The 18,391-nt window shown below is 56.6% G+C and carries 15 protein-coding genes; 11 read left to right on the top strand and 4 right to left on the bottom strand.

Annotated features, from left to right (window positions below; genetic code table 11):
• Positions 1-61: 61 nt before the first annotated feature.
• The 5 genes from J7J49_RS09605 (at position 62) to J7J49_RS09625 (ending at position 7,239) form a co-directional block, all read left to right on the top strand.
• Positions 62-1,276: an efflux RND transporter periplasmic adaptor subunit gene (locus J7J49_RS09605; RefSeq protein ID WP_215092103.1), complete on the top strand. Its 1,215-nt coding sequence runs from the start codon at positions 62-64 to the stop codon at positions 1,274-1,276.
• Positions 1,273-4,398, top strand: a complete 3,126-nt coding sequence (locus tag J7J49_RS09610; RefSeq protein WP_215092105.1) for an efflux RND transporter permease subunit — start codon at positions 1,273-1,275, stop codon at positions 4,396-4,398. Before J7J49_RS09605 ends, J7J49_RS09610 begins: the two co-directional genes overlap by 4 nt.
• The gene (locus tag J7J49_RS09615) at positions 4,398-5,804 is read left to right on the top strand and encodes an ATP-binding protein (protein WP_215092107.1); all 1,407 of its coding nucleotides are present in this window, start codon (positions 4,398-4,400) and stop codon (positions 5,802-5,804) included. Before J7J49_RS09610 ends, J7J49_RS09615 begins: the two co-directional genes overlap by 1 nt.
• Positions 5,805-5,876: 72 nt before the next feature.
• Positions 5,877-6,572 carry a response regulator gene (locus J7J49_RS09620; RefSeq protein WP_215092109.1) on the top strand — a complete coding sequence of 232 codons (696 nt, stop codon included), beginning with the start codon at positions 5,877-5,879 and terminating at the stop codon, positions 6,570-6,572.
• 166 nt (positions 6,573-6,738) lie between these two features.
• Complete coding sequence (locus J7J49_RS09625; protein ID WP_251048226.1) at positions 6,739-7,239, top strand: hypothetical protein; 501 nt, start codon at positions 6,739-6,741, stop codon at positions 7,237-7,239.
• Between the two features lie 15 nt (positions 7,240-7,254).
• Here J7J49_RS09625 and J7J49_RS09630 read toward each other — a convergent pair whose 3' ends face one another.
• On the bottom strand, positions 7,255-8,205 hold the full coding sequence (locus J7J49_RS09630) for an alpha/beta hydrolase (protein WP_064234263.1): 951 nt from the start codon (positions 8,203-8,205) through the stop codon (positions 7,255-7,257).
• A 162-nt stretch (positions 8,206-8,367) separates the two neighbouring features.
• Between J7J49_RS09630 and J7J49_RS09635 the strand changes: the two genes are divergently transcribed.
• From J7J49_RS09635 to dauA, 5 genes are all read left to right on the top strand, one after another.
• Entirely contained in the window at positions 8,368-8,790 is a 423-nt protein-coding gene (locus tag J7J49_RS09635; protein ID WP_215092111.1) for a hypothetical protein, read from the top strand.
• Positions 8,791-8,993: 203 nt separating this feature from the next.
• The gene (gene betT, locus J7J49_RS09640; RefSeq protein WP_215092113.1) at positions 8,994-11,042 is read left to right on the top strand and encodes a choline BCCT transporter BetT; all 2,049 of its coding nucleotides are present in this window, start codon (positions 8,994-8,996) and stop codon (positions 11,040-11,042) included.
• A 189-nt stretch (positions 11,043-11,231) separates the two neighbouring features.
• Positions 11,232-11,459: a DUF433 domain-containing protein gene (locus J7J49_RS09645; RefSeq protein ID WP_215092115.1), complete on the top strand. Its 228-nt coding sequence runs from the start codon at positions 11,232-11,234 to the stop codon at positions 11,457-11,459.
• Positions 11,456-11,791: a DUF5615 family PIN-like protein gene (locus J7J49_RS09650; RefSeq protein WP_215092117.1), complete on the top strand. Its 336-nt coding sequence runs from the start codon at positions 11,456-11,458 to the stop codon at positions 11,789-11,791. Before J7J49_RS09645 ends, J7J49_RS09650 begins: the two co-directional genes overlap by 4 nt.
• 189 nt (positions 11,792-11,980) lie before the next feature.
• The gene (gene dauA / locus J7J49_RS09655; protein ID WP_215092119.1) at positions 11,981-13,732 is read left to right on the top strand and encodes a C4-dicarboxylic acid transporter DauA; all 1,752 of its coding nucleotides are present in this window, start codon (positions 11,981-11,983) and stop codon (positions 13,730-13,732) included.
• Between the two features lie 101 nt (positions 13,733-13,833).
• Here dauA and J7J49_RS09660 read toward each other — a convergent pair whose 3' ends face one another.
• The 3 genes from J7J49_RS09660 to exaC all read right to left on the bottom strand — a co-directional run bounded on the left by J7J49_RS09660 (position 13,834) and on the right by exaC (position 17,575).
• Positions 13,834-14,703 carry an Rpn family recombination-promoting nuclease/putative transposase gene (locus J7J49_RS09660; RefSeq protein ID WP_215092121.1) on the bottom strand — a complete coding sequence of 290 codons (870 nt, stop codon included), beginning with the start codon at positions 14,701-14,703 and terminating at the stop codon, positions 13,834-13,836.
• A 199-nt stretch (positions 14,704-14,902) separates the two neighbouring features.
• Complete coding sequence (gene adhP / locus J7J49_RS09665) at positions 14,903-15,931, bottom strand: alcohol dehydrogenase AdhP (RefSeq protein ID WP_215092122.1); 1,029 nt, start codon at positions 15,929-15,931, stop codon at positions 14,903-14,905.
• Between the two features lie 123 nt (positions 15,932-16,054).
• Positions 16,055-17,575: an acetaldehyde dehydrogenase ExaC gene (gene exaC / locus J7J49_RS09670; protein WP_215092124.1), complete on the bottom strand. Its 1,521-nt coding sequence runs from the start codon at positions 17,573-17,575 to the stop codon at positions 16,055-16,057.
• Positions 17,576-17,704: 129 nt separating this feature from the next.
• On the opposite strand from exaC, the gene J7J49_RS09675 reads away from it, so the two are divergent.
• A complete protein-coding gene (locus J7J49_RS09675) occupies positions 17,705-18,382 on the top strand; it encodes a response regulator (protein WP_215092126.1) in 678 nt (225 codons plus the stop codon).
• The last annotated feature ends 9 nt before the right edge of the window (positions 18,383-18,391 follow it).

Consider the following 18,391-nt stretch of genomic DNA (forward strand, 5'->3'; position numbering starts at 1 on the left):
GATGCTAGCATCATACGCTTATTTTTCTGGAATTTTCGCTCCCAATGGATGACGCGCGGTAATGACTCTTTCTCGCTATGACCTTACGCATCAACATGGCCGCATTCGTTTAGGTGCCGTGGTTGCATTATTGATTTTTGTTGCCACATTGGCGCTGGCATGGTGGATTATTACCCAGCCGCCGCGTATAGAGCGTACCCCACCGCCTGAGCCTCTGCCTAGTGTGGTCGATGTTGTCACGGTGAACGCTAGTGCCCAGGCGCCGAACTTATACGGTTTTGGCCGTGTTGAAGCAGAGCAGGAGACCATGCTGGCCAGCCGCGTGGCGGGACAGTTGGAGCGTTTCGCTGATGGCGTTGTACCCGGTCAGGTGGTCGAGCAGCAAGCCCCAGTGGCCTATATTGACCAAGCCGATTTACAGCTAGCCCTGGAAGATGCCGAGGCGCAGCTAGCCAACGCCCAAGCGCAGCTAGCACTTGAGCAGGCAGAGCAGCAGCGGGCCCGTAGTGAGTACGAATCCTTTGGCCGCCAGCTCTCTGCCGAACGGCGGGCGCTGGTACTGCGCGAACCGCAGTTGCGCCAAGTCCAGTCTCAGGTCACACAAGCGCGAGTGGCACGCGACCAGGCCGCGCTCAATGTGCAGCGCGCCACCCTCACCGCACCCTGGCGAGCCATGGTGCAAGAACGCTTGTTAGGCGCCGGTAGCCTGCTCAGCCAAGGAACAGAAGTGCTGCACCTTGTGGGTGTCGAGCAATTTTGGGTGCGCGCCTCGCTACCCGGCGAATGGACTGAGTGGTTGGAAGCGGGCACTACCGTCACCTTAACCAGCCGCGGCTGGCCCGAAGGCGCCACGCGCCAAGGGACACTGGTCTCGATGCTGCCTAGCCTGGAAGAGAATGGCCTGCAGGCTCAACTGTTGATCGCCGTTAACGACCCGCTCGCCCTAGAGACCGACGGCCCTGCCCTGCGCCTGGGTGATGTTCTGCGCGCCTCATTTCAACCGGCTATTCAGGAGCAGCTTATTTCTCTGCCGTCTGCGGCTCTGCGCCCAGGCGACGTGGCGTGGCGGGTAGATGAGGAAAATCGCCTGCGTCGAACGCCGGTCACCCTGGCTTTCCGCGGTGAAGATGACGCTTTGATTCGTAGCGGTTTGGAAACCGGCCAGCAGGTCGTCACCGCGGGCTTGGCTCAGCCCCGGGAGGGTCAGCTAGTACGCATCCGCCGCCCCAACGACACCCCGGCTCAAGCGGAAGACGAACCGGGAGATAAGTCATGAAAGTGCCACGCGGCCCGTTAGCTTGGATGGTGGATCACGGGGTAGCCCCCAACTTACTGATGGTGCTGTTTATCGTCGGCGGTCTAATGGCCTCGCTGGCGATTAAAAAAGAAGTGTTCCCCGAATTCGATACCGAAATCGTTCAAGTTACTATCAGCTACCCCGGCGCCACGCCGGAAGATGTGGAGCAGAGCCTGCTGCTACCGATGGAAGCCGCCATTGCCGATGTAGAAGGCATTGATGAGCTGACCGCTACCGCCAGCGAAGGCAGCGCCAGCGTCAACGCCACGCTGATTGACGGCGTGGATGTGATGCGCGCCTATCAGGATATTCAACAGGCGGTAAACGCCATCACTACCCTGCCCAGCGCTGCCGACCCGCCACGCTTTACCCTTGCTGGGCGCTCTCGCAGCGTGTTGAGCCTGCAGGTCTACGGCCCAGTCGGCCTGGAAGCACTCCACGACGCGGCCGAAGATGTACGTGGCGAGCTCCAAGCCACCTCCGGCATTTCCCGTGCGGAGCTATCCGGCAACCGTGAGCGGGAGATTCAAGTCTACCTGGACGAAGAGGCCATTGAGCGCTATGGCCTCGACCACCAAGAATTGGCCAGCCGCATCGCCGAAGAGGCGTTAGACCTTGCCAGCGGCCAGCTCACGACGGCCGAAGGCGAATGGCTGATTCGCTATCAGGGGCGGCGTAACAGCGCCGAGGCCTTTGCCGAACTGCCGATTCTGACCAGCACCCAAGGCACGCCCATCACGCTTGGGAATATCGCCGAGGTCAGCGATGGCTTTGCCGAAACAGACCGCGAGGAGTTTTATAACGGCCAGCCCGGCCTCTCTGTGGACGTTTACCAGATTGGCGACCAAACCCCGACCAGTATCTCGGAAGCGGTCAACGGTGAGCTTGAGCGCCTGCGCGCGAGCCTGCCCGAAGGCGTCAGTCTGGACATTTCCCGTGATAGTTCAGAAGTATACGAAGACCGCCTCAGTCTACTGCTAAAAAATGCCTGGATGGGGCTAGCGTTGGTATTGGTACTGATGGCGCTGTTTTTGGAAGCGCGGTTAGCATTCTGGGTCACCCTGGGCATTCCAACGGCGTTTCTCGGCGCGATGCTGTTTCTGCCCTGGATCGGCGTCTCGCTCAATATGATGTCGATGTTCGCGTTTATTATCGCCCTCGGGATTGTCGTCGATGACGCCATTATCGTTGGCGAGAATATCTACAGCTACCGTGAAGAGGGCTATTCGCTGCGCGATGCGGCGGTCAAAGGCGCCAGCGAAATCGCCACCCCGCTCACCTTTGCGATTCTTTCCAATATCGTCGCCTTCCTGCCGCTACTGTTTTTACCCGGCTTCTTAGGGCTGATTTTTGCCACTGTACCGGTGGTCGTTGTCACCGTCTTTTTAATCTCCTGGCTGGAAGCCCTGGTCATTCTGCCCGCTCACCTGGCACATAGCCGTAAACCGCGCCAAACCCCGGCGTGGCAGCGCCCCCTTGAAGCGCTGCGCCAGCGGCTTCAGGGCGGCTTGCACCACTTCACCTACCGCCAGTTCGAGCCGTTTCTGCAACGCGCCCTTAACCAACGCCTGCTGAGTATTTCACTGGGCATCGCGATTCTGCTCATCGCGCTCTCGTGGGCGATGAGCGGGCGGCTGGGCTTTTCGCTAATGCCACGGGTCGAATCGGATCAGGTGCAGGCCACGGTCACCCTACCCATTGGCAGCAATATCAGCGTTAGCCGCGAGCTAAGCCAACAGCTACTCGACGCCGCCGAGGCCCTTAGCGAGCGCGAAGAGACCCTCAGTTTTAGCAGTTCACGCAGCCGCCTGGACGGCGAAAGCCTGGAAGTACGCTTGGATATTGCCAGCGAGAGCCTGGAAGCTTGGCCACCCTCACGGATCGCCCGCGAGTGGCGTGATCTCACCGGCGATCTGCTTGGCGCTCAGTCGGTACGTTTTGAAGCCGATGTCGGCGGCCCTGGTAGTGGCGCGGCGCTCAGCCTGCGACTCTCCCACCCGGACACCCAGGTACTTGAAGCCGCCGCCGAACGGCTAGCGGAAACACTGGGCGGCTACGGACTCACGGATATCGACAGCGGGCTGGGCGACGGCAAACCGCAGTTAGAGATGCGACTTTCTGCCGAGGGCCGCGCCCTGGGACTCACGGGTAATAACTTAGCCCAGGCCCTGCGCGGCCCGCTCCAGGGCGCCACCGCGCTTGAGCAATACGTAGGGCGCAGCGAAATCAGCGTTGAGGTGCGTTTGCCCAACGATAATCGCGACAGCTTGAACGAGCTTTACCGCATGCCGGTGCGCACGCCCGATGGGCTGAGTGTACCGCTATCGCGGGTCGCTGACATTACCATCAGCCAAGCCTCCAGCAGCCTTGAACGCATTAACGGGCGGCGGATTATTACCGTCACCGCCGACTCGGAAAGTGATCTAGCCATCAATCAAGTGCTTGCCACGCTACAGGAAGAGGAGTTCCCCAACCTGGAAGCAACCTGGCCAGGGCTGGAAGTCAGCATGGGCGGTCGTCAGCAGGACACCGCCGACAACCTGGCCACGCTAAAAACCTCAATGTGGTTAATGATTGCGGCGCTCTATGCCCTGCTCGCTATTCCCTTCAGAAGCTATCTACAGCCGCTGTTGGTGCTGGCCGCGATCCCCTTTGGCATTGTCGGCGCCGTCGCTGGGCATATGATCATGGGCTTCGGGCTTTCAATTATCAGCCTGCTGGGGATGCTCGCGCTCTCCGGTGTGGTGATTAACGATGCACTTGTGCTGATCGACTACGCCAACCGCAAACGCCGCGAAGGCATGGCCCCCCGGGAAGCCATTGTGGCGGCGGCCACTCGCCGGTTACGGCCAATTATGATGACCACGCTGACGACCTTTCTCGGCTTGGCGCCAATGATTTTGGAAACCTCGCGACAGGCGCGCTTTATGATCCCCATGGCAATTTCGCTAGGTTTTGGCATGCTGTTCGCCACGGTTATCCTGCTGATCCTGGTGCCCTGCCTATATCTGGGTATGGAGAATGTTCGCGAACGGCTCAGCGCGCCGCGCCAGCCTGATCCAACCAAAAAAGAGCCTCGCCAAACAGAGGGAGTCCGCTGATGGCCTTACTAACCGCCATACGTCAATGGCGACCCTCCCGGCTAGGGCTCAAGCTGTTTGTGATTATTCTCAGCGTCAATGTGGCGATTTCAGCCAGCATGTTTCTGGCCGTCTCTTACAGTATTGACCGCGGCTTTCTCGACTACCTCAACCAGGCCCAGGAGCGCCGCGCCACATTGCTGGCTGACGGACTCGTCACGCGCTGGGAAACTCAGCAAAGCTGGGAGTGGCTGGAGCAGTCACCGGAACGCTGGCCATTTATTGTCCGCTTTGAACTGGGTCAGGAGCACCGCGACCGACCTTCCCCACTTGGCGAGGCGCGTGACTTCACCCTGCGCGCAGCGGATGGCCGTTTTGTAGTACCGCCCAGAAGTGGGCGGGAAGGCTCGGGCAGCTGGCATTGGCTGACACTGCATAGTGGTGATACGCATATCGGCTCGTTGGGTTTCCGACCTCCCCGAGAAATGATGGAGCGCATGGAGAGTCGCTTTCTGGAGCGACAGCAGCGCAACCTGGTGCTTATCGTGGTCTCCCTCTGCATTGCTTCACTGCTGTTGGCGGGCGGTCTCTCCTGGTGGCTGGGGCGGCGCACCCGAGCACTAGCGGGCGCCACGCTGCGCCTTACCGAAGGCGACTATCGCACCCGGCTGCCTGAACGTGGCCACGATGAGCTGTCGCGCTTGGCGCGGGATTTTAATGTGCTTGCCGCCACGCTGGAAGCTAGCCGCGATGCCCGCGCCCGCTGGGTATCTGACACCGCTCACGAGCTGCGCACGCCGCTGGCGGTGCTGCGCGGCGAGATCGAAGCCATGCAGGATGGCATTCGCCCGCTAAACCAGGAGAACCTAAGCTCCCTCGCCCAAGAGGTGGGACAGCTAGAGCGCTTAGTCGCGGATTTGCGCCTGCTGTCGCAGAGCGACGCGGGCGCGCTGGATATCCAGCTGGCGCCGATGGATCTAAGCGACTGCCTCGTCAGCCGCCTGGCCGACGCCGACCGCTGGTTAGTCGAAAGCGGGTTAACGCTGACCGAACAGATTGAACCTGGCATTATGATTCGTGGCGATGCCCAGCGCCTCCGCCAGCTGTGGAACAACCTGTTGGATAACAGCTGCGCCTATACCCAGCCGCCGGGTGAGCTACGCGTCACGCTTACCGCTCAGCAGGGAATGGCCGTCGTCATCTGGGAAGACAGTACGCCGGGCGTGCCGGAGGGTGAATTAGCCCGCTTGACCGAGCGGCTCTATCGCGTCGAAGGCTCCCGCAGCCGTGCCAGCGGCGGCAGCGGGTTGGGGCTCTCTATCGCCAGCGCCCTAGTCAATGCACACGGTGCAACGCTGACGCCCGCTAGCTCAACGCTAGGTGGGCTACGCTGGACGCTGCATTTTCCACTGTTAAAAACAGATTAATGTACCAAGCACTCATATTTAAATAGCCGTTAATCCACGCCTTCACGTTCACTGTTAAGCGAGTCTACCGCTATGTCGCACGCTACCTCTTTACTGATTGTTGAGGATGAACCGAAGATTGCCCGCCTCATGGCGGACTACCTAACCACGCATGGTTTTGAGGTGAAGACCCTAGGCCACGGCGATGAGGTAATGCCGTGGCTGGCGCAGCACTCCCCGGCGTTGGTGCTACTCGATATTATGCTGCCAGGCAAAGATGGCCTTACCCTAAGCCGGGAAATACGCCAGCAGTGGCCGGGCATTGCGATCATTATGGTCACCGCCAAGGTAGAAGAGGTTGACCGCTTGCTAGGGCTGGAACTGGGTGCCGATGACTACATCTGCAAACCATTCAGCCCCCGGGAAGTGGTGGCCAGGGTTAAGGCGGTACTTCGCCGCAGCCAAGCGGCGGCCGATGCCCCTGCTGAGGTGCAAAATGCACCGGTGGTACTAAACGAAGATGGCTGGCAGGCGCTTGCCCACGGGCAGGACTTAGGCCTGACGGCAGTGGAGTTCCAGCTGCTGCGGGTGATGATGCAGGCGCCGGGGCGAATCTTCAGTCGTGAACAGTTGATGGATCACATGTATCGTGACAATCGCATCGTCTCGGAGCGCACCGTGGACAGTCACATTAAAAAGCTGCGCAAGAAAATACACGAAGCGCTCCCTGAACTGGAAATTATCCGCTCGGTATACGGTGTAGGCTATAAGTATCAGCCGGAGGGGTAAGGCTATTAGCTAGGCGAGATACTCACCCTTATCAGCGTAAGCTAAAGTATCGTCTCAAACTGTCGATAACACTATTAGCCTGCTTAGAACCCATCTCCCTAAGCTAGCCTGTGCAGTCGCCATAGCGCCTGCTTTACATAGCCTTTCATACTATCGAGAGATTGCCATGACCATCTCTTTATCTACCGGAAGTGCCTCTTTAGATGCATATTCTTTACGTAGTGAGCCGTTAAGTGTCGAGAAAGTAACGACAACACCGGCCGCGTCGAACGCTGCCCCAAAGGAAGCCGATACCAGCATTCATTTGGATCTGTCACCCCTAGCCAGAGGCATCGCCTCTGCCTCAGAAAAGGCTGGCAATACCCAGGAAGCGAAGAACGCCAAAATTGATGAAAGTGATTTTCCAATGGAAATTAAGGAGCTACTAAAGCGAATTGTTGAATATAGAGAAAAATTAAAAGAGAAACAGCAGGAACTGGAAGATGTGATGCGCGACCAGTCCCTGAGCGATGAACAGCGCCAAGTAAAACTCGACGCTCTGCAACAAGAAATCAATAGCCTTAATAGTGCTCTTCAAGAAGCCATGGGCCAACTAAACAAACTTGTCGCTCAGATGGATCTTGATGATGGCGCTGTTATCGAAATGGTGTCGTTGGCCATGGCTTGATGAAGTTAGGGGGCATTAAGGATTGACCTGCCGATTAAGAAACGCGATGCCCGCTTCAATGGCGCCACCGCGCAGCAGGAAGCTTGTAATGTGGCCGCGCCAGCGCTGCAGATACAGCTCGCTTTCAATGTTGTTGTCCTGCAGTGCTTGGTAGAAGTCTGTGGCGTGATCCACCGGCACCAATTGATCCCACTTGCCGTGGAACAGAAAAAACGGCGGCGCCTGAGGGGTAATTTGCCGTGCGGGTGAGGCTAGGCGATACGCTTCGTTTTCTTCAGCGCGGGTACCGCCGATAAAATCGACGACCAAGCGGCCATCATCAAATTTGAGCAAATCACTCGGCAGCCCTCCAGCCAATACCGCGGCTAAACGGCTTTGCTCGCCACCGTAAGGTTCGGACAGCGGCCCTTCTGCTCCTGCCACCGCCAGTAAACTTACTAAATGCGCGCCAGAGGAAAACCCCACCCCTACAATGCGGCTTGTATCTACTTGCCACTCGTCGGCATTGCCGTGAATCCAGGCCATCGCCTGCTGCAAATCATGCAGTTGGCTAGGGAAGCGATACTCAGGCGCAAAACGGTACTCAATATTCACTGCCACGTAGCCTTGCCCGGCTAACTGCTCGGCGATGCCATGCATATCTTCTGGCGTACGATTGCGCCAGCCGCCGCCATGTACCACTAAGGCAGCAGGTCGCCGCACATCGCTCGGGTCGTCGGGGAGATAAACGTCAGCCATTAACGCCTGGGGCCACGCTTCTGGCGTGTACACTCTTGGCGCCAAGCGCGTAAAGGGCTGGGGGGCACGCAGCGCACTGCTCTCAACAGCGGGTTCACCTTGGCTAACGTGCTGGGCAGCGCTGCAGCCACTCAGCAATAATACAACCGCCCCTAGGCCAGTAGCACGGCGTAGGGTGGGAAGCACTCCATGCTGTTGCCACTCGCGAATTAGCTTGGTACGCGACATTATGCATCTCCTGGATAAATAGGTGACCCCTCACCTACCACTCTCAACGACTAACTACGACCTGCAGCAAGCCAATAAGATCATGATTGTTGCACACTATCTGCAAACGGTTTGCACGCCGACTGGTAATACTGGCATCGTCAACTCACCAGGAGAGAATTTATGAAAACTTCAAACGCCAGCAAAGTTTCAATTCGCCAACTGTTTGCCCCTGCCCTGCTAGCTATCGCCATTATGCCATTAGCGTTTACCGCTCAAGCGCATAGCCACGGTGACCATGAAGGCCAAGGCCCTAATCGCGAACGTATGGAAGAGCGCATGGAGGAGCGTCGCCAAGAGGTGTACGAGCGCGCAGATATCTCAGCAGAGAAGCAGGCTGAGCTCAATGAAGCACACGCCGAACATCGCGAAGCCATGCAGGCACTGCGTGAAGAGCATCACGCGCGGGTGGCCGAGATTCTCACCGAAGAAGAGCAGGAAGCGCTGCGCAATGCCATGCAAGAAGCCCATGAAGAGTATCGTGGCAAACATGGCAAGGGTGGCCACCACAGTGGTGATAGAGACGAGAGTGCTGACAGTGAATAAACGCGGGTAAATCATCAAAAATCGAGCCAACGCCCGGTATTCCCGGGCGTTTTTGCGTCTGCACGTTCGTCAGCGCATTGCTAACTTCACGCTAATTCAACTCAAATAGGGGGGCTTAACTTGAAGGAGGACGCTTAATCGCGTATTTTATTTGAACGTTCATTCAAAATAAAATCATCTTTCAACAACAGGAGTCCGCCTGCATGGCGAAAGACAACCCCACCCTCCCCTCCCGAGACCGCCTCAACCCCGTGGTTTTCCACGGCAGTGTGGCGGGTATTGTCATCTTCCTTGTGCTCACTATGCTGTTTACAGAGCAAGCCGGTGCCTTTTTTGATGCTGGCCTCGCTTGGGTAAGCAAAACCTTTGGCTGGTACTACATGCTCGCCATTGTGGCGTACCTGGTCTTCGTCATTGCGATTGGCATGTCGCGCTTTGGCAGTATCCGCCTGGGGCCTGATCACTCACGACCTGAGTTTTCGCTGCTCTCCTGGTCGGCCATGCTGTTCGCCGCGGGTATCGGTATCGACCTGCTGTTCTTCAGCGTTGCCGAGCCGGTTGCCCACTATTTGGCACCGCCGGATTTAACCCCGGAGAGTCAGGCAGCGATGCGTAACGCCGTCGTTCAAACCTATCTGCACTGGGGGCTCTCCGGCTGGGGGCTGTACGTGTTGATGGGTATGGCGCTGGCCTACTTTAGCTACCGTCACCGCCTGCCGCTGGCGATTCGTAGCGCGCTATACCCGATTCTGGGCAAGCGTATCCACGGCCCCATTGGTAACGCTGTCGACATTACAGCCGTGATCTCCACCGTGTTCGGCATTGCTACCAGCCTGGGTATTGGGGTGATGCAGCTCAATTACGGCCTTACCTATATGTTCGGCGTGCCGGAAACGCTCACCGTGCAGGTGATTTTGATTGTCTTGGTGGTGGTATTAGCGACGATTTCTGTGGTGACCGGCGTTGAAAAAGGCATTCGTCGCCTCTCTGAGTTCAACATGCTGTTGGCATTGGCGCTGATGCTGTTTGTACTCTTTTCAGGCGACACGCTTGTACTGCTGGATAAAGTGGTTAATAACGCCGGTGATTATTTATCGGGGTTTGTTGGTGCCAGCTTTGACACCTACGCCTTTGCCGATGAAGGCGCCCAAGAGTGGAAAATGTGGTGGACGATCTTCTTCTGGGGCTGGTGGATTGCCTGGACACCGTTCGTTGGTCTGTTCCTGGCGCGCATCTCCCGTGGCCGTACCATTCGTGAATTTGTCGCAGGCGCCTTGTTTATTCCGCTCGCCTTTATGATGGTGTGGATGTCGGTGTTTGGTAATAGCGGTATAGAGCTGGTGGCCAACCAAGGGGTTGTCGAACTGGGTGAGCAGGCACTTAACACCCCGCAAACCACGCTCTACACGCTGCTTGAGTACTACCCCTATGTAGGTCTTACCGCTGCGGTGGTCACCGTCTTGGGTATCGTGTTCTTTATTACTTCAGCGGATTCCGGTGCGCTTGTGCTGGCTAACTTCACGTCTATTTTGAGTGACGTCAACCACGATGCGCCGGTAAAACTGCGTATTTTCTGGTCGGCAGTCATCGGTTTGATCACTATTGCTCTGCTCATGGCCGGTGGCTTAAACGCACTTCAGAGCGCTGTCGTTATCACGGCACTGCCCTTCTCTCTGGTTATTTTCGCGGTGATGGTAGGCATGTATAAAGCGCTGAAACTGGAAGGTAGCAAAGCCGACGCGCGCCGTATGATTGCCGGTGGCGCTCCAGGCGGCGACTGGAAAGAGCGCCTGGATCGCGCCCTGGATACCTCTAACCGTGCCGGTGCCGCCGCGACGATTGAGCACTCTATTCGCCCGGCGATGACCCAATTTGCCCAGGAGCTTGAGAGCCGTGGCCAGACCGCCAATGTGACCGAAGAGCACGTTGAGGGCGAATCGCTACCTAACCTGATGCTCCAGGTCGACTTTGGCGAAGCGACCAGCTTTGTCTACCAAGTCTGCCCTCACCGCATGCGCACGCCGAGCTTTATACCGGCGGACGATGACTTTTATGTGCGTCTGGATGTGTACCTGGCAGAAGGTGGACAGGATAAAGACCTTAACGGCTATACCCGTGGTCAGGTAATTGGTGATTTAGTAGCCGAGTATGAGCGCCACCTGCACTTCCTGACGCTGGCGGGTCAGCAGATGGGCCATGTGCAGGCAATGCCTGGCACCATCGGCGAACCGCCGGAAGACTCGCAGATGTAACGGCGTTAGCGTTTAATCTAAAAGACGAATCCCGGCCTGCGTGCCGGGATTTTTTCACTGCCTCCTAATCAACCTAGGCTGCTCATTTCCTCACAAAACCAACCTCACAGTGCTGCCAATCCCCCCTCTTGACGCCTCAGCCCCCAAGAACCAAAATGAATGACATAATTCGATTACCTTGGATCAATCATGAATTACCAAGCGCATATTGAGATCACATCAGGCAAAAGAAGCGGAAAGCCTTGTGTGAAGGACACTAGAATATCCGTATACGATGTATTGGGCTGGCTTGCAAATGGCATGTCTACAACGGAAATTCTAGAAGACTTTCCAGAGCTGAGCGCAGAGCAAATTTACGCTTGCTTGGCCTATGCAGCTGATCGTGAACATCACCTGACAGTTATACCTGCAGCGTGAAGCTACTTCTTGACCAAAATCTCTCTTATCGTCTGGTTAAGCATCTGGAAGAGTTCTTCCCTGGCAGTAATCAGGTCTCGCTATTGGAGCTGGGCGCAGCACCGGATAAAACGATATGGCGCTACGCAAAGGATAATCAATACGCTATTGTCACGTTAGACGCAGACTTCCATGAATTCAGCCTGTTATGGGGCGGCCCTCCACTAGTTATATGGTTAAAATGTGGGAACCAACCGAAAAATGTGATTAAAGAAATCCTGCTGAGTAACAGACAAGCAATAAAGCAGGCATTCAGCGATCCAGAGGTATGGTGCGTGGAACTCTACAGCTAATGACTAACAGCTTTCCTTCTCTTCTTTATATCTACGACTGATACAAACCGCCCTCCTCTTACCCAATGTGAGAATACGAGCTTCGTCTCACCCAGCTATTTTAGCCATCTATGCCAATAGCCAGTTGTGCAAATTTCACCGCAGGGGTAGCGTAATGGCTTGTTTTCCCTATTCTTAGGAGACGGCCCCATGTCCCGTGCCCATCGCTCTTCGGGTTACGTTTTTCCGCTGCCTGGCAGTGCGTTAGTAAACGCCTGGCGGGAAGGGTATACGTTGGCCAAATTAAAGCGCGATGTGATGGCCGGGCTTACGATTGGCGTGGTGGCAGTACCGCTTTCCATGGCGCTGGCAATCGCCACGGGCGTGCCACCCCAGCACGGGCTCTACACCGCTATCGTGGCGGGCGCTGTGATCGCCTTAACCGGCGGTTCGCGGTTTAATATCTCCGGCCCCACCGCCGCTTTTGTGGTGATTCTGTTTCCCATCGTGGCCAACCACGGCCTGGGCGGGCTGCTGATTGCCACGTTCATGGCGGGCGCTATCTTGGTCGCGCTGGGGCTTTCGCGGCTGGGCAGCCTGATTCAGTACGTGCCCTACCCAGTGATTCTCGGCTTTACGGCGGGTATTGGCGTGGTGATTGCGCTGCTGCAACTGCCTGACTTTCTTGGTTTGGCCGGGGTCGAGCTAGGCGATAGTACGCTGCATAACCTAATGCTGATTGGCCAAGCGCTGCCCAGTCTGTCGCTGGCGGAGGTCAGCGTGGGACTTATCACCTTGGCGACGCTGTTAATCTGGCCCCGCCTGAATACGCCCGTACCTGCGCCGCTGGTAGGTTTGGCGGTGGGTACACTGGCGGCCGCACTGCTGCTAATGAGTGGCGTTGAAGTCGATACCATCGCTTCACGCTTTAGCTGGGAGTTCGAGGGTGAGAGCGGCAGTGGCATTCCCCCCTTTGCGCCCAGCTTTACCGCACCTTGGCATTTCCCCGGTGCTGATGGCACCCCACTTGAGATCAACTTTGCGCTGATACAAGCACTGCTTGGCCCGGCATTGGCAATCGCGTTACTGGCAGCCATTGAGTCGCTGCTGTGTGCCGTAGTAGCGGATGGCCTAACCCGCACCCGCCATGATCCTAACGCCGAGCTAATTGGCCAGGGGCTGGGCAATCTGGTGGTTCCCTTCTTCGGCGGCATTACCGCCACAGCGGCCCTGGCTCGCACGGCAACCAATATCAAAAGCGGGGCGTTTTCACCGGTTGCAGCGGTCGTTCACTCCCTGGTGGTGCTGCTTGCCGTGGTGGCACTGGCGGGCGTTCTGGGGTATGTGCCCATGGCGGCGCTGGCCGCCCTGCTGTTTATCATCGCCTGGAATATGAGCGAGGCGCGCCACTTTGTACATACGCTGAAAAGCGCCCCCGCCAGCGACGTCTCAGTGCTGGTGATCTGCTTTGCCCTGACGGTGATTTTCGACATGGTGATTGCTGTGGCCGTGGGTATTGGCCTGGCTGCCGCACTGTTTATCCGCCGTATGGCACAGCTCACTCATACCCAGCGCCTGGCGGCACCCAACACCGACGAGCACTTCCCGCCGGAAGTGGCGCTTTATAAGATAAGCGGCCCGCTGTTTTTTGGCGCCGCAGAAAAGGCCATTGCCACACTCAGAGTGATTGACCACAGCGTACGGATTGTTGTGCTGGATATGCGCGATGTGCCCAGCCTGGATACCACCGCCATGGTGGCGTTGGATACGTTGCGCCGCGACCTGGGCGAGCACAACGTAGGGGTGATGTTTGTAGGATTACAGCCGCGCATGGCGCTGAAAATCAAACGCGCGGGCATTAAGCGCGAAGCAGGTAAATTAGCGGTCACCAGCAACCTTGCCCACGCCGAGCGTATGGCGCGCCGTTGGTTGAGGAGCGAAGTTGCTGAAGAGGTTAAATAGGGAGCTTAACCACTAAAGACGTGACTGGTTCCACATTACGACCTTTTACGCTCAACTCGAAGAAGCGGGAGCTCACTGCCTTCTTGATCTGGTTGATAAGATCAATGTTTGAATAGGCAGTCAAGGCTATCCACAACCAGAATCTCATCTGTCCAACGCTCTAACTGCTTCGCGTTGGCAGATTCCAGCTTTTGAATAGTCCACTCCGGCAAATCGCCAAACCGCTTTGCGAGCAAGCGCTGGAGTATACGTTGCGCCTCTTCGCGTTTGGCATCATTCAGCAGCGAAACCTCATCCCTCAGCGCCCGTTCCCGTACAAATGCCAGGCGTCGAGTCTCATCATCGGCACTAAGCTCTCGGATACGGCTCATTGCCTTTTTGACCGGTTCATGAGCAACATTAGCCATCGTCAATTCCTCCTGCCAGTGCTTAAAGAAGATGATCCAAGCGCGCAGTGGGCCTTCTGGCAACCCGAGGCGATCCGCCTTGTTGAGTTCGATCAGGTTCATCTGCAAGATGTTCCCCAGCGATACATCCGGCTGATGCTCATCACGCATTTCGAAGCGCCACACCGCCTGCTGACGTTCGGCATCGGTCGCTGTGAACAAATCGAAGTCTAACAAGTGCAACCCTACCGAGGCGCGGAGCTCCTGGTAATCCTCTCCGGCGCTCAGTTGACTTCCCAGAGTGCGGGCTAGGTAGAAAAGCCCTCGCTTGTGCCAGGCCCCGTAGCGGCGCACCTGAACCTCAACATTGTAGCAATGACCTTCACCATCGCGTGCCAGCACGTCGAGAATAATATACTTGCCGGTGAGCTCCGTCGGTTCGATATTGGGATTGAGTATTTCCACCGAAGCAATGTCAGGCAGATCCGTCCGAAGGTCGTTGATCAAATCAACCAGTAAATCAGGCGCTTCGGCAAATAGCCGCTTGAAAACATAGTCGTTGGTGGGGTCAAGTAATTCGCTCACAGCCGCTCCTATTTCTATTCATCAAGTCTACCACATTCGGGCTTGTCAAGCCTTTTCGCCGTATGGGTGTTCCTGATGCTACATGAAGCTGTCACTGTCTAAGCTGATTGACTCAATCCAAATAAGTTGAATAGTTACTAGCAGGTAGTAAATAAAGGGGGAGTCTTCTCCCCCTGGTGCAACATCCACTGGCTGGCTGTTAGCTCGCCATATCTAACACGATGCGACCTTCTATCTTGCCGTCGATCATGCGCTGGAAAACGTCGTTGATATTGTCCAGCGTGTCGGTCGCGACCGTTGCTTTAACCTTGCCTTCGGCGGCGAAGTCCAGCGCTTCCTGCAAATCGCTGCGCGTACCGACGATAGAGCCACGAATGGTAATACCGTTGAGCACCGTGCTGAAGATCGGCAGCGGGAAGTCGCCGGGCGGTAGGCCGTTGAGCACCAGCGTGCCGCCGCGACGTAGCATATTCTGCGCTTGATCAAACGCCTTCGGCGATACTGCGGTAACCAGTGCTCCGTGAGCACCGCCAATGGTCTTCTTCAGGTAGGCAGCTGGGTCGGTTTTCATGGCGTTAACCGTCACCGTAGCGCCTAAGCGCTCGGCCAAGGCTAGCTTGCTGTCATCGATATCGACAGCCGCCACATTCAGCCCCATCGCTTTAGCGTACTGCACCGCCATATGGCCCAGGCCGCCAATGCCAGAAATCACCACCCACTGACCGGGGCGAGTATCGGTCATCTTCAAGCCTTTATAGACCGTCACCCCCGCACACAGCACCGGGGCTATTTCGATGAAGTCGATGGCATCCGGCAAGCGCCCGACATAGCCCGCATCCGCTAAGGTATAGTCGGCAAACCCACCGTTAACGCTGTAGCCGGTATTTTGCTGGGACTCGCAAAGCGTCTCCCAACCGCCTAAACAGTGTTCACAGTAGCCGCAGGCCGAGTAGAGCCAGGGTACGCCGATGCGATCACCCTCTTTGACATGAGTGACACCTTCACCCACCGCCACAATATGCCCAACGCCCTCATGGCCGGGAATAAACGGCGGCGAGGGTTTCACCGGCCAATCCCCATGGGCGGCGTGTAAATCAGTATGGCAAACCCCAGAGGCCGCCACTTTCATCAACACTTCGCCCTGCTTGGGGCGGGGCACGTCGACTTCTTCTATGACCAACGGCTGGCCAAACTCACGAACCACCGCGGCGCGCATTGTGCTATCCATGATGCAACTCCTCATAATTTTCGATACGGCCATTTAACAACGGCTCTTATCGGTAGAGTCAGCGTCAGGGGGACTGACAAAAACGCCCGGCGAATTTACCGGGCGGTATGGCTAGCAGAACGCTTAGAAGAAGCCCAGTGGGTTGATGTCGTAGCTGACCAGCAGGTTTTTGGTTTGCTGGTAATGTTCAAGGGCCACTTTATGGGTCTCGCGGCCAACACCGGATTTCTTATAGCCACCGAAGGCTGCATGGGCGGGGTACTGGTGGTAGCAGTTAGTCCAGACTCGCCCGGCTTGAATACCGCGCCCCATGCGGAAAGCAACGTTGATATCGCGGCTCCACACGCCTGCGCCCAGGCCAAACTCGGTGTCATTGGCAATCGCCAGCGCTTCCTCTTCGTCTTTGAAGGTGGTTACTGCCACTACCGGGCCAAAGATCTCCTCCTGGAAAACGCGCATCTGGTTGGTACCCTTCAACAGCGTGGGCTGAATGTAGTAACCACTGTTGAGGCTGTCGTCCATGGTCTCTTTATTGCCGCCGGTGAGGAACTCCGCGCCTTCATCGCGGGCGATATCCATGTACGACATGATCTTGTCGAACTGTTCTTGAGAGGCCTGCGCCCCCACCTGTACATCGGTATCCAGCGGATTACCGCGTTTGATGGTCTGCGTGCGCTCGATCACCTTGGCCATAAACTCGTCGTACATGCTCTCTTGAATCAGCGCGCGAGACGGACAGGTACACACTTCGCCCTGGTTAAAGAACGCCAGTACCAGGCCTTCTACCGCTTTATCAATAAACGTCGGTTCGGCGTTCATGATATCGGCGAAGTAGATATTGGGGGATTTACCGCCCAGCTCTACAGTGGAGGGGATAATATTTTCCGCCGCGCATTTCAGAATATGCGAGCCAACGGGGGTAGAGCCGGTAAAGGCAATTTTGGCGATGCGCTTGCTGCTGGCCAGCGCCTGGCCTGCCTCAGCACCAAAACCATTGACGATATTGAGTACGCCAGGTGGTAGAAGATCACCAATCAATTCGGCGACTTTCAAAATTGACGCGGGCGTTTGCTCGGCCGGCTTTAAGACCACGCAGTTACCCGCCGCCAGTGCAGGCGCCAGCTTCCAAACCGCCATTAGAATCGGGAAGTTCCAGGGGATAATCTGGCCCACTACGCCCAGTGGCTCGTGGAAGTGATAAGACACCGTGTTGGCATCGATATCCGCCGCTGTGCCTTCCTGCGAGCGTAAGCAGCCCGCAAAGTAGCGGAAGTGATCAACCGCCAGCGGAAGATCTGCATTGAGGGTTTCGCGTACCGCTTTGCCGTTATCCCAGGTTTCCGCAACGGCAAGCATTTCCAGGTTTTGCTCAATGCGGTCAGCGATTTTCAGCAGAATATTGCTGCGCTCTTGAACGGAGGTTTTTCCCCAGGCAGGTGCCGCTTTGTGGGCAGCATCCAAGGCTTTATCGATATCTTCTGCCGTGGAGCGGGGAATTTCGCAGAAAACGTGACCGTTGACGGGGCTAATATTATCGAAGTATTGGCCTTTCACCGGGGCGACAAATTCGCCACCGATATAGTTGCCATAGCGTTTTTCAAATGACACCACAGAACCGGCTTCACCAGGGTTGGCGTAGATCATTGTCATGCTCCTGAGTATTATGATTATTAAAGGTGCTTTTTTAAGGTGCATTGACAGTGTTGTTCACTAAAGCAAATGGCGATATAGCCCGATGGCAGGATTAGCCCTCATCCCTTGGTAGGAGACGCCATGTATTCCCTGTTGGTGGCGGATGACCATCCGCTGTTCCGAGACGCGCTGCAAACCGTGATTAGCGGGGGCTTGGCAGGTAGCCAGCTACTCGAAGCAGATAGTCTCGCTGACGCCATAGCGCTGATTGAAGCGCACACCGAGTTAGACTTGCTGCTGCTGGATTTAAGCCTGCCGGATGCCGAGGGGCTGGAGGGGCTAACGCAGCTGCGCGAGAAATTTCCCTGGCTGCCGGTGGCGATTGTGTCCGCGCATCAAGAGCGCCAGCTGGTGCTCGATGCGATTACCTTGGGCGCGGTGGGCTATATTCCCAAATCCACTCCACGGGAGGCACTGCTGGCCGCACTAACGCAGATTCTTGTGGGTCAGCTTTATTTACCGCCCGATGTTATGCGCCGCCCAGCGCCGCGCGCCGCTTTGGCACAACCCGTCGCCCAAATTTCGACGTCCAGCGAGCGCTTAGCGCGCTTAACGGATAAGCAGTTAGAGGTATTGGCGTGCATGACAACCGGCATGTCGAACAAGCATATTGCCCGGGAGCTGTTGATTGCCGAAACCACCGTTAAGACCCATGTCTCGGCGATTTTACGTAAGCTGAATGCCACTAGCCGGGTTCACGCGATCGTTATCGCAGGCGAGGAGGATCTAAGCTTTCACCGGGCCAACCGTGATCGTTAGGCTGCGCTA

This window comes from Halomonas sp. ISL-56 (assembly GCF_018612805.1).
In the GTDB taxonomy this organism is placed as follows: Bacteria; Pseudomonadota; Gammaproteobacteria; order Pseudomonadales; family Halomonadaceae; genus Vreelandella.

Excerpts from the sequence above, each read along its gene's own strand:
- J7J49_RS09605 (WP_215092103.1), top strand. The coding sequence starts at position 62 with ATGACTCTTTCTCGCTATGACCTTACGCATCAACATGGCCGCATTCGT.
- J7J49_RS09610 (WP_215092105.1), top strand. The coding sequence starts at position 1,273 with ATGAAAGTGCCACGCGGCCCGTTAGCTTGGATGGTGGATCACGGGGTA.
- J7J49_RS09615 (WP_215092107.1), top strand. The coding sequence starts at position 4,398 with ATGGCCTTACTAACCGCCATACGTCAATGGCGACCCTCCCGGCTAGGG.
- J7J49_RS09620 (WP_215092109.1), top strand. The coding sequence starts at position 5,877 with ATGTCGCACGCTACCTCTTTACTGATTGTTGAGGATGAACCGAAGATT.
- J7J49_RS09625 (WP_251048226.1), top strand. The coding sequence starts at position 6,739 with ATGACCATCTCTTTATCTACCGGAAGTGCCTCTTTAGATGCATATTCT.
- J7J49_RS09630 (WP_064234263.1), bottom strand. The coding sequence starts at position 8,205 with ATGTCGCGTACCAAGCTAATTCGCGAGTGGCAACAGCATGGAGTGCTT.
- J7J49_RS09635 (WP_215092111.1), top strand. The coding sequence starts at position 8,368 with ATGAAAACTTCAAACGCCAGCAAAGTTTCAATTCGCCAACTGTTTGCC.
- betT (WP_215092113.1), top strand. The coding sequence starts at position 8,994 with ATGGCGAAAGACAACCCCACCCTCCCCTCCCGAGACCGCCTCAACCCC.
- J7J49_RS09645 (WP_215092115.1), top strand. The coding sequence starts at position 11,232 with ATGAATTACCAAGCGCATATTGAGATCACATCAGGCAAAAGAAGCGGA.
- dauA (WP_215092119.1), top strand. The coding sequence starts at position 11,981 with ATGTCCCGTGCCCATCGCTCTTCGGGTTACGTTTTTCCGCTGCCTGGC.
- adhP (WP_215092122.1), bottom strand. The coding sequence starts at position 15,931 with ATGGATAGCACAATGCGCGCCGCGGTGGTTCGTGAGTTTGGCCAGCCG.
- exaC (WP_215092124.1), bottom strand. The coding sequence starts at position 17,575 with ATGATCTACGCCAACCCTGGTGAAGCCGGTTCTGTGGTGTCATTTGAA.
- J7J49_RS09675 (WP_215092126.1), top strand. The coding sequence starts at position 17,705 with ATGTATTCCCTGTTGGTGGCGGATGACCATCCGCTGTTCCGAGACGCG.